Raw genomic sequence first — 13,095 nt, 5'->3', positions numbered from 1 at the left:
TGCGGCGTTTATTTTTTTGGTTGGTGTCGATGGCTGTCGTTCAACTGACGTCTGCCGGACCTACCGTGATCCAGAAACGGGTGCGATAAGTGACGCTGATTGGTTGTGTCTGCAACAGAAATTGCAAGACCTGATCGGTATCCCTGACATGAAACAGTCCCGAGACCCGCAGTTCCGCCACCCGCTTGTCGCACATGATGCGGCCATGGCGGTAGCGAGACAATTCGTGCAACAGATCGGCCAGCCGGATGTTCTGGCCCGACATCACGCCCTCGGCGAAACCGTCCGCCGCCAAACCGGTATTGGTCGCCGGGGTGGTCTGCTCATCGGTCAGCCAGCGGCTTTGGCCCGGTTGCACGATGACGCTGGCGCCGCCCCTGGCCGGATGCAATTCGACGGCGCCTTCTTGTACGCTGATGCGCGCCGCGCCCTGATCCAGCCGCACCACGAAGCGGGTCCCGAGCGCCTGCATCTTGCCGAACGGGGTATATACCCAGAACGGACGTTTGGCGGCGACGCCCTGATCGGCGCCGGTGGTGAGCAGGATTTCACCGCGCCGCAGCACAATCCGGCGCCGGCTACCGGACAGATCGATACTGATCGCGCTGTCGGTGTTGAGTACCACTATCGTGCCGTCATCGAGTCGCAGCGTTTTCTGTTCGCCGGTGCCGGTGCTGGCATCCGCCAGCAGTCGTTGCCACGGCAATTCCTCGTAGCCCGTCCAGCTCAGCAATGCTGCCAGCCCTGACAGCGACAACAATTTGAGCGCGCCGCGCCGGCCCTGATCGCGCATCCGATGTTTGTTTTGGGCGCTGTCGAGCGTGTTTCTCGCCAACACCGGCGGCAGTTGACTGAAAGTGGTCTTGAAGGAGCGGATGCGGGTCCACGCAATCGCGTGACGGGGATCGGCCTCCAGCCAGCGCTGGAATTCGCTGCGGGTTTCCGGGGTCGGATCGCTGTAGTCGAGTTTGACGCCCCAGATGATGGCGGCATCGATGACGTCATCCGGCAGGCGCAGTTCACTTGCCGGCGTCATTCGAAGCGCTGCGCATAACAGGCACGCAAGGCTTTGGCGATATACCGCTCGGCGGTCGCCAGCGACACGCCCAACTCTTGCGCGATGCGGGGGCAGGTGAAGCCATCCAGTTGCGCCAGCAGAAAAGCGGTACGCACGGCAGGCTTGAGCGAATCAAGCACGGCATCGATCGCCACCAGCGCTTCCAGAAAAATGGCCCGGCTTTCGGGCGAGGGCACTTCGGCTTCAGGCCAGGCGGCCAGTGTTTCCAGCCACGCCAGTTCCAGTTCCCGGCGGCGCCAATGCTCCACCACCAGCCGTCGGGCGATCGTCGACAGAAACGCCTTCGGTTCGCGGGCGGCCACCAGTTCCTGGCGTGTGAGCAGACGCACGAACACGTCCTGAGCCAGATCGGCGGCGTCGAAAGCATTGTCCAGCTTGTGCTGCAGCCAGCCTTTGAGCCAGTGGTGATGGTCGCGATACAGGCCGCAGACTTCTTGCTGCAAAGTTGGCTCGGCGGGCTGCACACTACCTCCTGGAATGGATGGACCGCACACGGGCGGAGATTTAAATGAGAATTATTTGCATTGTAGAGGATTTTTTGTTTGTCGCAAATCTCGCCGCCAATGCCGATATCCGCCATGGAGGCGGCTGATCCGTGGTTGCCGGGCTGGCGCGCGGGGATACCGCCGTGATGTGATGATGCGGACCTGGGCCGGGATTACGGTCGCCAGCGGGGCCGTTTCCGCTACAATGCATGGCATTTTTCACTGGCACCATCCGTCATTCATTCAAGAGGACTTCCATGATCATCTCCCCGCGCGTACGTGGCTTTATTTGTATCACCAGCCATCCTGTCGGCTGCGAAGCCAACGTCAAGCAGCAGATTGCGTACGTCAAGGCACAAGGCCCGATTGCCGATGGTCCCAAGCGCGTGCTGGTGATCGGCGCTTCGACCGGCTATGGTCTGGCAGCGCGCATCAGTGCGGCATTCGGCAGCGGCGCCGGCACACTGGGCGTCTTCTTCGAACGCGCCGGCAGCGCCACCAAGCCCGGCACTGCCGGCTGGTACAACACGGCAGCATTTCAAAAAATTGCTGCTGAGGAAGGTTTGTACGCCAAGGGGATCAACGGCGATGCATTTTCCGACGACATCAAGCAACAGACCATCGCCACCATCAAACAGGATCTGGGTCAGGTCGATCTGGTGGTGTACAGCCTGGCATCGCCGCGCCGTACGCATCCGAAGTCGGGCGAAGTTTTCAACTCGGTACTGAAGCCGATTGGCAAGAGCGTCAGCGTGCGCGGTATCGATACCGATAACGAAGTGGTCAAGGAAACCGTGCTGGAAGCAGCAACGCAAGAAGAGATCGACAATACCGTGGCAGTGATGGGCGGCGAAGACTGGCAAATGTGGATGGACGCGTTGCAGGAAGCCGGCGTATTGGCCGACGGCGCCAAGACCACGGCATTTACCTATCTCGGCGAAAAGATCACCCACGATATTTACTGGAATGGTTCGATTGGCGCCGCCAAACAGGATCTGGACCGCAAGGTACTGAGCATCCGCGAGAAGCTGGCCGTGACCGGCGGCGACGCCCGGGTGTCGGTATTGAAGGCGGTAGTGACGCAAGCCAGTTCGGCGATTCCGATGATGCCGCTGTACCTGTCGCTGCTGTTCCGCGTCATGAAGGAAAGCGGCACGCACGAAGGTTGTATCGAGCAGGTGTATGGTTTGTATAAAGACAGCCTGTATGGCAACACCCCGTTCCTCGATGCCGATGGTCGTCTGCGCGCCGACTACAAGGAACTGGCGCCGGCGGTGCAGGCGCGGGTACTGGAATTGTGGGATCAGGTCACCAATGACAACATCAATGAACTGACTGACTTTGCCGGTTACAAGAAAGACTTCCTGCGTCTGTTCGGTTTCGAGATCGAAGGCGTGGATTATCAGGCCGACGTCAACACCGATGTGCAGATTCCGAATCTGGTGTAAGTCGCAATGCACGCAAAAATGGCCGGAATTATCCGGCCATTTTTTATGCGCGAACGCTTTGTCTGGCCGCCATTGCCGGTAATTTTACAGACTGTTTTCGAGTGACGCTCCGGCTTCACGCCGGTGGCGGTCAGAACCGAAGATGGTGAAGCTCAGTGCCGCCAGGATCCACACGCCTATACCGCCATACAGCATGACCATGCCGAAGCCATGGGTCACTGCCGCATGCGCCAGCAAGCCGGAAGCATCGCGCTGAAAGAATGCCGGCAACTGTTGTTGCAGTCCGGCGAAATTGCCGGCGATGATCAGCTCGGATGCGCGCCGCAATTGCGCCGCGCCCAGATCGCCGAGGTTGCTGTTTTGCAGCGAGGCACGCACGCTTTCCAGCAAGATAAAACCCATCAGTGCAATATTGATCGCCAGCGTAATCAGCCGCGCACTCATGTCGATGCCGGATGCCATGCCGGCGCGATTGCCCGGTACCGAACCGGTGGTGGTGTTGGTGACCGGCGTATTCGTCAGGCCCAGTCCGATGCCGGCGATCAGTGATCCCGGCAACAATGACAACCAGCCGGCCTCGGCTGCGTTGCTGCCATACCGCATCAGCAAGAAGCCGAGCCCAATCGTAAACAGGCCGGCTGGAATCACGATGCGTGGTTGAAAACGCAAGGACAGGCGCTCGGCGAACGGCGGCACGATCAGGGTCGGCAAGGTGTAGGCCAGCAGCGCCAGGCCGGTGTCGACGGCGTTGTAGCCCAGGCCGCTCTGGTAATACAACGGCAGATAAATCATGAACGGCCAGAAGCTGAAGTTCATGCCGATGGAGCCGATGATGGCACCGGAAAAATTACGGATCTTGAACACGGAAAAATCGAACATCGGATGCGACCCGTTTTTTTCGATCGCGATGAACAGCGCAAATCCGGTGACGGCGACAGCGATGGCCAGCAACGCCGAGGTGCTGCCAAAGCCGAGATCGGCCCCTTGGGTGATGAAGTAAGTCAGTCCGAACACCGCCAGCGACAAGCTGAGCATGCCCCACACATCGAGTTTCTTGACCTGCGCATCGCGCGATTCCTGCACGCCGTTGAGCGTCAGCAGTATTGTCACCACGGTCAGCGGCACATGGATCAGGAATATCCATTTCCAGTTCAGCAGTGCCACAATCCCGCCGCCGATCAATGGCCCGAATCCGAGACCGGCGCCGAACACGATGCCAAACGCACCGAACGCGCGGCTGCGCTCGCGCTGATCCTGAAACTGGTGTGACAGGATGGCCAGCAGGCAGATCGTCATGGCGCCGCCGCTCATGCCTTGCAGGAAGCGGCTGACGATCAATACCGAGACCGTGGATGCCAGGCCGCAGATCAGCGAGGTCAGGCCGAAACAGATCAGGCTGATCAGAAAGATGCGCTTGCGGCCATATTGGTCGGCCAGGGTGCCGGCCGCCATCAACACGGTAGTGCAGGCAATGGTGTAGGCGTTCATGATCCATTGCATGTCTTGCAGATTGCCATGCAGGATTTTTTCCAGCGTCGGCAGGATGACCGGGACGCTGGAGATTTCCAGACCGAACATCAGGGCGGCCAGACAGACGGCAGCCAATGCCAGATTATTTTTTTTGAAGTGAAACGGTGGCATCAAGAGTTTCCGGGACAGAGTGTTGGCAATCAGACAGCATGCCGCAGAGCGAATCGCGGCGGCACGCGGGAGAGAGTGATTCTGGGGTAAGCTCACTCATGAAACAAATGATTTAATTTCGCAGCACTTATTAATAACCGTCATTTATCCCATCCCATGGACTTCGATCCCACCCTGCTGCGCACGTTTGTCGCGGTAAAGGAAACCGGCAGCTTTACGCGCGCTGCCGAGCGTTTGCACCTGACGCAGTCGGCCATCAGCCACCAGATCCGGCGGCTGGAAGAACAGCTCGGTCAACCGCTGTTGCATCGGACCACGCGCAGCCTGATCCTGACGGAACACGGTGAAGATCTGCTGCGCTATGCGGAACAGATTCTGGAATCGATGGATGCCTTGAGCCGACGCTTTCAACCTTCGCCGATTTGCGGTGAGGTACGCTTCGGCGCGCCGGAAAATTTCGTCGGCGACCGTTTGCCAACCTTGCTGTGCCAGTTCGCGCACAGCTTTCCGGGCATCAGACTGGATGTGCGGGTCAACATGCATCTGGATTTGCGCACGCTGGTCAAGGACGGCGAACTGGATCTGGCGGTGATCATGACGCCGGGCGACAGCAAAGAGGGCACGGTCATGCGCCAGACCCAACTGGTGTGGGTGGCATCGGAAGCATTTGAACTGGCGCCCGGCGCTTTCCTGCCGTTCGCGTTTTTCCCGGCACCGTGCATCAATCGCAATGTCGGCATCAGTGCACTCGACGGTACCGGTCTCGACTGGCACATCGTATTTACCTCTTCCAGCCAACAGGGAATCTGCGCCGCCGTCTTGTCGGGGCTGGCGATCTCGGTCTTGCCGCAGGAAGATCTGTTGCCGGGCATGCGGGTGGTTGACGGTTGCTACGGTTTGCCGCCGCTGCCCAAGGCCAATTTTTCCCTGTTCTGGGGCGATGCCGGCAAGACCCCGGCAGCACTGCAATTCGGTCAGTTGATCATGGAATTGTCGAAACCGCCGGCAGTCGTCAAACGCACGGCGCGCAAGATTTCCTGAGACCGTGCCATGTAGCGTCCGCAAGACCGGCCGGATTGATTCTTGCCGACAATGTTTTTTCAGGGGCGTGGCGAAAATCGGCAGACAATCCGGGGAATCGCTCTTATCAGCCTCATGCGCAGGTAAATACTGCGTAAAATGCCCTGATTCAAACCAAACAGGCCCTGCACAATGAAAAAAAACCGGAATGGTTAGGGCCTGTCAACAATTTATTGTGAGATGCGTTCAAACCAAAACGTGTGTTGACAAGGCGCGTGGCGCAGCAGGTGGCGGGCCCACCTGCAAGCCAGGCAACGCTGGCAACGCACGTTTTGGTTCGAACCCTTCGGGAACGGGCCGCAGGCGTCACATGCCGTTGTTGCAACTCGTTGCCGTAGCACCGCTACGACGCCTCGCTGCGCCTAGGCACGTAACGCCTGCGACCGCGTTCGCACTCACAATTAATTGTTCACAGGCCCTATGAGCGACGCCAAGAAACTGATGGGCAAAATGGCGGCGCCCGGGGCCTCGGCCTTCGGTGCCGGCGATGCCGTGGCGATTGACCGCCGCGAACAGCGCAAGCGTGATCAGGCCCTTGGCCTGGTGCCATTTGCGGTCAAGCTCAACAGCGAACTGGTGCAGCAATTGCAAGCACTGGCGCAAGCCCAGGGGCGCAATATCAATGAAGTGACGGCCGAGATTCTCGGTAAAGGTCTGGCAGCGTAAAGGTATGACGACAGCACAAGCGCACCCGATAATCGACACCGTCATCTTTGATCTGGGCGGGGTGTTGATCGACTGGAATCCACGGCATCTGTATCGCAAATTGTTCGGCGACGATGTCGATGCGATGGAGCGCTTCCTGCGCGAAGTCTGCAATACCGAGTGGAACGAACAGCAAGATGCCGGCCGCTCCTGGGAAGACGCCGTGCAGGAAGCCATCGCGCGTCATCCCTCCGAAGCAACGATGATTCGCGCCTATCACGAGCGCTGGCATGAAATGATTGCCGGTGCGCTGGATCAGACGGTGGCCGTGCTCGATGAGCTGCGTGCCAAAGGCATCAGGATTCTGGCGCTCACCAACTGGTCGCATGAAACCTTCCCGGTTGCGGTCGAACGGTTCCCGTTTTTGCAGTGGTTCGAAGGAGTGCTGGTGTCCGGTACCGAAGGGTTGAAGAAACCTGATCCGGCGATTTTTGCACTGATGAATGCGCGTTACCAGATTGATCCGCAGCGTGCCGTTTTCATTGATGACCTGCAGCGCAATATCGACGCGGCACAGGCAGCCGGATTGCACGGCATTCATTTCTCCGGCGCGCAGCAATTGCGAACCGATTTGCGAAAGCTCGGGTTGCCGGTAAATTCCCATGCCGATTCATAGCATCGAAGACGACAGCGGCATGCATTGCGTCGATTTCATCGATGATGAACATGGCGCGGTGTGTTTCAAGGTATTTCGTAAAGACCCGGAAGATGAAGGCAAGTGGACGCTGGTTGCCGATTATTCGAAAACGGTTTTTCCCGACCAGGCCCAGGCACTGGTTGCGGCGGCGGCCCGGATTGCGTGGTTGCAGCAGGTACTGGCGCAGCGCAATTAGCGCAGCACAAGGCGGCGGTTTCTGCTGGCGACCCGTTCGGGTTTGCTCTTATGTTTTCTGATGGCAAATTGCCAATATCTGCGGGTGTTTCCGCACTTCGTTTTCTGCAAGTGAGACAGGCGGTCAAGTCCTCCCGTTTTTCACCCTGATAATGTGGCGCAAATCAGTCGGCCAACAAAACGGAAAAACGGGATGAACCACATATATCGTCTGGTCTGGAGTCAGGTCAATCAGGCCTGGGTAGCCGTGGCCGAAAATGCGCGTGCGCATGGAACTGCTGCTGCCGCATGCAAGCTGCTGGTGGCAGCAACTGCGTTGGCCGGCAGTATATTGCCGGCAGGCCTGGCATATGCAGCCGATGCCGCGAATGCAACGGTGGTGGGCGGTACCGGCACGGTGAGTACAGCGGGGGCCACGACCACGATCAATCAGGCCAGCCAGCGACTGGCAATCGACTGGACCAGCCTGTCGACTGTGGCAGGCGAGAAACTCAATTTCGTGCAGCCGAATGCCCAAGCGATAGCACTCAACCGCATCACCGGCTCCAGCCCCAGCACCTTGCTGGGCAGCCTGACAGCCAATGGTCAGGTCTACATTCTCAATCCGAATGGCGTGTTGTTTGGTGCCGGTGCACAAGTCAATGTCGGCGGCATCGTGGCATCGACGCTGGGCATGACGGCTGCCGATTTCATGCAGGGCAGCAGCAGTTTCAGCAGTGATCCGGCCAGGAACGGCAACGTCGTCAATCAGGGCCAGATCACAGCAGCCGATGGCGGGTATGTAGCCCTGATCAGCGGCACGGTACGCAATGAAGGCACGATCAGTTCCAGATCGGGCACGAGCTTGCTGGCCGCCGGCAACAAGGTCACGCTGAACTTCAATCAGGGCAGCCTGCTCGGCTACAGCATCGATCAGGGCGCATTGCATGCCCTTGTCGAAAACAAACAACTGATCCAGGCCGACGGCGGTCAGGTACTGATGGCCGCCCGGGCGCTGGATCAGCTCAGCACGGCAGTGATCAACAATACCGGCATTGTCGAAGCGCGTACGGTACAGAACAAGAATGGCCGCATCATGCTGATGGCGGACATGAACAGCGGCACCGTCAACCTGAGCGGTACGCTTGACGCCAGTGCACCGCTGAGCGGCGATGGCGGTTTCATTGAAACCAGCGCGGCCCATGTCAAGGTCGCCGACGGCACCAAGGTCACGACCAGATCGGCACAAGGCGCGCATGGGACCTGGCTGATCGACCCCAATGATTTTACGGTCGCAGCCAGTGGTGGCGACATCAGTGGTGCGACGCTGAGCAGCAATCTCGATAACGGTAATGTACAACTGCAAAGCACGGCGGGTGCCGCCAGCGGTAATGGCGACATCAACATCAATGATGCCGTGAGCTGGAACGCGGCGACCAGACTGACGCTGACAGCGCAGCGCAATATCAGCATCAACCGCAGCATCACGGCCGGCAATGCCAATGGCAAGCTGGCGCTGGAATACGGGCAAGGCGCAGTGAGTGCCGGCAACAACGCGACGTACAACGTCAATGCTGCGGTCAACCTGCGTGCCGGTGACAACTTCAGCACCCGGCTGGGCAGTGATGGTGCAGTGACCCAATACAAGGTCATTACTGCGCTTGGCAGCGAGGGCAGTATGACTGGCACTGACTTGCAAGGCATCAATGGTAACCAAAGCGGCAACTATGTACTGGGCGCGGACATTGATGCTGCTGCGGCGGCGACATGGAGTGGTGGTGCCGGCTTTGCACCGGTGTCGCAATTCTTTGGCGTGATCGATGGTTTGGGCCACGAAATACGGAATCTGCGCATCAATCAACCCGGAACGGCCAGCGTTGGCCTGATCGCCGTAAGTTCGAGGGGGGCCATTCGCAATCTTGGGTTGGTGAATGTGGATATTACGGGAGCGTCAATGGTAGGGGCCTTGATCGGACTGAATTCCGGGGCCGCGATCAGCAATGTCTACGTTACCGGCAGCGTAACGGGTGCCAGCGGCAATGCCGTAGGTGGAATGATCGGTCAAAACGCAACAGGCAATATCGTCAATTCTCATTCGCGCGCGACGGTCACCGGCAGCGCCCTGCAAGTTGGCGGACTGGTCGGCGCCAACGGTGGTGTCATTGATCATTCCTATGCAACCGGAACAGTCAATGCGCGCGGGAATGCAGGTGGACTTGTGGGTATCAATTACGCGACTATCACAGCCTCTTATGCTACCGGTAGTGTCAATGGTGCAAGCAGCGGTTCAGGTACCGGTGGGCTGGTGGGCAACAATGCGACCAACGCCATCATCAGCGGTTCGTATGCCACCGGTAACGTCACAGCCGGTGCGAATTCCGGAGGACTGGTGGGGTTCTCCTACGGCGGCATCAGTAATAGTTATAGCTCGGGTAATGTGAGCGGCACGACGTCTGTCGGTGGCCTGATAGGTTCCAACCTGTCGGGGGTCATATCGAATACGTACGCTACGGGAAATGTCAGCGGAAACAGTCAGGTCGGATTGCTGGCGGGGCAAGCTGGTGGCACGATCAAGGATTCTTTCTGGCTGCTTGGCAATAACAGTCCCGGAATTGGCATTGTTTTTGGTACCACCACCGGCGTGCGCGGATTGAGCGATGTCGAATTTCGCAGCGCGTCGACCTTTGCCGGTCCCGGTTGGAGTATGTCGGGATCGGCTGGTGACGCGACTGTCTGGCGCATCTACGACGGACAGACCGGCCCCTTGCTGCGCACTTTCCTGAAAGCCGTCAGCGTCACTCTCAACGATACCGGTAAAACATACGATGGCGGTACCGGCGTGACTTCCGGTTACGGCATCAGCGTACCCGGTGCGGTATTGAACGGCACATTGGCGGTAGCTGCCAGCAGTAAAAATGCCGGCAGCTACAGTACAGCCAATGGCACGCTGAATTTCTCCGGGCTGTATTCAGGTCAGGATGGTTACGACATCAGCTATGCCGGTAACAGCTTTACCATCGGCAAGGCCAATCTGACGGTGACCGCGCAGCAGACCAGCAAGGTGTATGACGGCACCACGGCGGCAGCCGGTACCGCCATTGCTGCTGGGGGGGCGCAGCTATACGGCGGCGACAACCTGGCCGGCGGGGCGTTTGTCTTCGCTGATAAAAATGCCGGTAATGGCAACAAGACAGTGCGTGTCAGCGGCGTCACGGTCAACGATGGCAACGGCGGCAATAACTATAACGTGATCTATGCCGACAATACGACCAGCACGATCACGCCGGCCAGTCTTGTGGTCACCGCCAGTGGTATCAACAAGGTGTATGACGGCTTGATCAACGCTGGCGTTACTTATACCGCCAATGGCGTTATTGGTAGCGATGTCCTGAATGTAACCGGCACCGCCAGCTACGCCGACAAGAATGCCGGGACCGGAAAAACCATCAACGTCAGCAATATCGCGCTGTCCGGAGCGGACCGCGACAATTACGTACTGGCATCCACCAGTGCTGCCGCCACGGCTGATATCACACCTGCTGCATTGACTGTCGTCGCTAATTCGGTGACCAGATTTTATGACGGACAAGCCTGGACTGGTAATGGCGGCGTCACGATTTCTGGCTTCGTGGCGGGCGATACTCAGGCCGATTTGCAAGGCACGCTGATTTACGGTGGTACGGCATCAGGTGCCATTGGCCCGGGTAATTACCGGATCACGCCGGGTGGTTTGAATCTCGTCAGGAATTACCGGCTGGTGTTCGTTGATGGGATGCTGGTGATCAAGGCACTCAACCAGACCTTTGCCGCCTTGGGCGGTTCTGCCATGGCAGCGTACTACGACGGGGCGCAGCAGGCTTTGGCGTCATCACGGCGTGCGTTCGACATGCAGCGCGCCTGGCATAGCGAAAAGGAACGCCAGCCATCAGCGCTGCCACAGGTTGCCGGCGATATTGCCAGTGATGGCGCCATACAACTGACACCGCGCTTGCGTCTGATCCAGTGAGGCACGGTATGCAGGTACCTCTCGATAGCAGATTTCTTGCTTTTACATTCAACCGGACTGACGCTGTGCCCCAAACTCCTCCTCGCCTGACAGCCGTTGCGCTGCTGCTTGCCATGCTCTACAGTGCCGGCGCTGCCGCGCAAATCGTGCCGAATGCGCCCAATGCCGGTCAATTGCTGCGTGAATTGCAGCAGCAACCCGATCCGATGCCACCCAAGGGCGCGCCGTTGTTGCCGACCGAGGAGCGTGCCTCGCCTGCATTGGCCAGCGATCTCAGTTTTGATGTCAGCCACATCCGCATCAGCGGCAATGTGTCGGTGCCCACTACTGTCTTGCATGCATTGGTGGCCGACCTCGAAGGCAGCAAGCAGACCTTGCGCAATCTCAATGCGGCAGTTGCGCGCATCACGGCGTATTACCGTGAGCATGGCTACCCGGTGACACGGGCGTATCTGCCGGCGCAGGAAATCAAGGATGGCGAAGTGAGCATTGCGGTGGTCGAAGGCCGCATCAGCGCGCATCAGATCAACAACCAGTCGCGCTTGTCGGATGCCCGGGCCGGTGCTTATCTGGATGCTGCCCGCAGCGGTGAAGTGATTCGTGCCGACGACGTCGATCGCGGTTTGCTGCTGCTCAACGACACGCCGGGTGTGGGTGCCGCGCGCGCCACCTTGCAACCGGGGGCCAGCGTCGGTACCTCGGACCTGATTGTGGAACTGACGCCCGGCGCCGCGTATAGCGGCAGCGTCGATCTCGACAATTTCGGCAATCGCTATGTTGGCGAATATCGTCTCGGTGGTTCGCTCAATATCAACAGTCCGCTGAAAATCGGTGATGTGCTGTCACTCAATGTACTGACCAGCGGCAGCGGTTTGAATTACGGTCGCGCCGCTTATCAGTTGCCGCTCGGCAGTCAGGGGGTGCGTGTCGGTGCGGCTTATTCGCTGACGCATTACCAGTTGGGGCAGGAGTTTGAACGTCTTGATGCGCACGGCCGCGCTACCAGTGCCAGCCTGTTTGCCTCCTATCCATTCATCCGCAGCCAGTTGACGAATCTGAACGGCACCGTGAGTCTGGAACAGAAGACTCTCAGCGATAGTGTCGATGCCACCTCCACGCGCACCGACAAGCGCGTCAAACTGATCGCGTTCGGCATCAACGGCAGCCGTCAGGATGGATTGGCGGGCGGCGGCGTCAACAGTTTCAGTCTCACCGTCACATTGGGTGAACTTGATATCCAGTCGCCGTCGGCATTGCTGATCGATGCGGCGTCGGCCAGGAGCAACGGCAATTACGTCAAGTTCGGCTACAGTCTGCATCGTTTGCAGCGGCTGACCGATAGCAATTACCTGGCCTTGTCGCTGTCTGGCCAGCAAGCCAACAGCAATCTCGACTCTTCGGAAAAATTTTCGCTGGGCGGATCGAGCGGCGTGCGGGCTTATCCGCAAGGCGAGGGCATCGGCGACGAAGGCTATCTGGCCAGTATCGAATGGCGTCACAACTTCAGCGACATGCTGCAAGCCACGCTGTTCTACGATACCGGTGCAGTCCGCATCAACCGTACCCCATTTGGTGCTGCTGCCGATAATAACCGCACCTTGTCCGGCGCCGGGATCGGCCTCAACGTGAATGTATCTGCAGTGCGCGTGCGGGCGTCGATGGCCTGGCGCACCAGCAGCGAACGTCCGACCTCGATTCCCGATTCGGCGACACGCACGCCGACCATCTGGGTACAGGCCAGCCTGGGGTTTTAAGCCTGGCGCGACGGCGCAGTGGCTGAAATGTCATGCTGCAAAACGCCGGACAGCCCGCCTCGCCCATACTGCGCGAGGTCGGGCTGT

The 13,095-nt window shown here is 58.9% G+C and carries 10 protein-coding genes; 7 read left to right on the top strand and 3 right to left on the bottom strand.

Annotated elements, in window-relative coordinates:
- Positions 1–40: 40 nt before the first annotated feature.
- Positions 41–1,036 carry a FecR domain-containing protein gene (locus AKL27_RS04540; protein WP_050461595.1) on the bottom strand — a complete coding sequence of 332 codons (996 nt, stop codon included), beginning with the start codon at positions 1,034–1,036 and terminating at the stop codon, positions 41–43.
- Positions 1,033–1,542 carry a sigma-70 family RNA polymerase sigma factor gene (locus tag AKL27_RS04535; protein ID WP_050461594.1) on the bottom strand — a complete coding sequence of 170 codons (510 nt, stop codon included), beginning with the start codon at positions 1,540–1,542 and terminating at the stop codon, positions 1,033–1,035. Before AKL27_RS04535 ends, AKL27_RS04540 begins: the two co-directional genes overlap by 4 nt.
- A 278-nt stretch (positions 1,543–1,820) precedes the next feature.
- Between AKL27_RS04535 and fabV the strand changes: the two genes are divergently transcribed.
- A complete protein-coding gene (fabV, locus tag AKL27_RS04530; RefSeq protein ID WP_050461724.1) occupies positions 1,821–3,011 on the top strand; it encodes an enoyl-ACP reductase FabV in 1,191 nt (396 codons plus the stop codon).
- A gap of 84 nt (positions 3,012–3,095) precedes the next feature.
- Here fabV and AKL27_RS04525 read toward each other — a convergent pair whose 3' ends face one another.
- Positions 3,096–4,652 (bottom strand): MFS transporter, encoded by a 1,557-nt coding sequence (locus AKL27_RS04525; protein WP_050461593.1) that lies wholly within the window; start codon positions 4,650–4,652, stop codon positions 3,096–3,098.
- Positions 4,653–4,808: 156 nt separating this feature from the next.
- Here AKL27_RS04525 and AKL27_RS04520 point away from each other — a divergent pair, with 156 nt between their 5' ends.
- From AKL27_RS04520 to AKL27_RS04495, 6 genes are all read left to right on the top strand, one after another.
- A complete protein-coding gene (locus AKL27_RS04520; protein WP_050461592.1) occupies positions 4,809–5,693 on the top strand; it encodes a LysR family transcriptional regulator in 885 nt (294 codons plus the stop codon).
- 459 nt (positions 5,694–6,152) lie between these two features.
- The gene (locus AKL27_RS04515; protein WP_050461591.1) at positions 6,153–6,398 is read left to right on the top strand and encodes a hypothetical protein; all 246 of its coding nucleotides are present in this window, start codon (positions 6,153–6,155) and stop codon (positions 6,396–6,398) included.
- Between the two features lie 4 nt (positions 6,399–6,402).
- Positions 6,403–7,053, top strand: a complete 651-nt coding sequence (locus AKL27_RS04510) for an HAD family hydrolase (protein ID WP_198155886.1) — start codon at positions 6,403–6,405, stop codon at positions 7,051–7,053.
- A complete protein-coding gene (locus tag AKL27_RS04505; protein WP_050461590.1) occupies positions 7,040–7,270 on the top strand; it encodes a hypothetical protein in 231 nt (76 codons plus the stop codon). Before AKL27_RS04510 ends, AKL27_RS04505 begins: the two co-directional genes overlap by 14 nt.
- Before the next feature lie 192 nt (positions 7,271–7,462).
- Complete coding sequence (locus tag AKL27_RS04500) at positions 7,463–11,254, top strand: two-partner secretion domain-containing protein (protein WP_050461589.1); 3,792 nt, start codon at positions 7,463–7,465, stop codon at positions 11,252–11,254.
- A 113-nt stretch (positions 11,255–11,367) separates the two neighbouring features.
- Positions 11,368–13,008, top strand: a complete 1,641-nt coding sequence (locus AKL27_RS04495; protein WP_050461588.1) for a ShlB/FhaC/HecB family hemolysin secretion/activation protein — start codon at positions 11,368–11,370, stop codon at positions 13,006–13,008.
- Positions 13,009–13,095 lie beyond the last annotated feature (87 nt).

It is taken from the genome of Herbaspirillum autotrophicum (assembly GCF_001189915.1).
Lineage (GTDB): Bacteria > Pseudomonadota > Gammaproteobacteria > Burkholderiales > Burkholderiaceae_D > Herbaspirillum > Herbaspirillum autotrophicum.
The sequence above is the reverse complement of the archived record's forward strand: the minus strand, read 5'-3'. Positions and strand labels throughout refer to the sequence as shown.

What these genes read in the sequence shown, in the direction of transcription:
- AKL27_RS04500 (WP_050461589.1), top strand. Translation starts at nt 7,463, where the DNA reads ATGAACCACATATATCGTCTGGTCTGGAGTCAGGTCAATCAGGCCTGG.
- AKL27_RS04510 (WP_198155886.1), top strand. Translation starts at nt 6,403, where the DNA reads ATGACGACAGCACAAGCGCACCCGATAATCGACACCGTCATCTTTGAT.
- AKL27_RS04520 (WP_050461592.1), top strand. Translation starts at nt 4,809, where the DNA reads ATGGACTTCGATCCCACCCTGCTGCGCACGTTTGTCGCGGTAAAGGAA.
- AKL27_RS04525 (WP_050461593.1), bottom strand. Translation starts at nt 4,652, where the DNA reads ATGCCACCGTTTCACTTCAAAAAAAATAATCTGGCATTGGCTGCCGTC.
- AKL27_RS04495 (WP_050461588.1), top strand. Translation starts at nt 11,368, where the DNA reads ATGCTCTACAGTGCCGGCGCTGCCGCGCAAATCGTGCCGAATGCGCCC.
- AKL27_RS04515 (WP_050461591.1), top strand. Translation starts at nt 6,153, where the DNA reads ATGAGCGACGCCAAGAAACTGATGGGCAAAATGGCGGCGCCCGGGGCC.
- AKL27_RS04540 (WP_050461595.1), bottom strand. Translation starts at nt 1,036, where the DNA reads ATGACGCCGGCAAGTGAACTGCGCCTGCCGGATGACGTCATCGATGCC.
- AKL27_RS04505 (WP_050461590.1), top strand. Translation starts at nt 7,040, where the DNA reads ATGCCGATTCATAGCATCGAAGACGACAGCGGCATGCATTGCGTCGAT.
- fabV (WP_050461724.1), top strand. Translation starts at nt 1,821, where the DNA reads ATGATCATCTCCCCGCGCGTACGTGGCTTTATTTGTATCACCAGCCAT.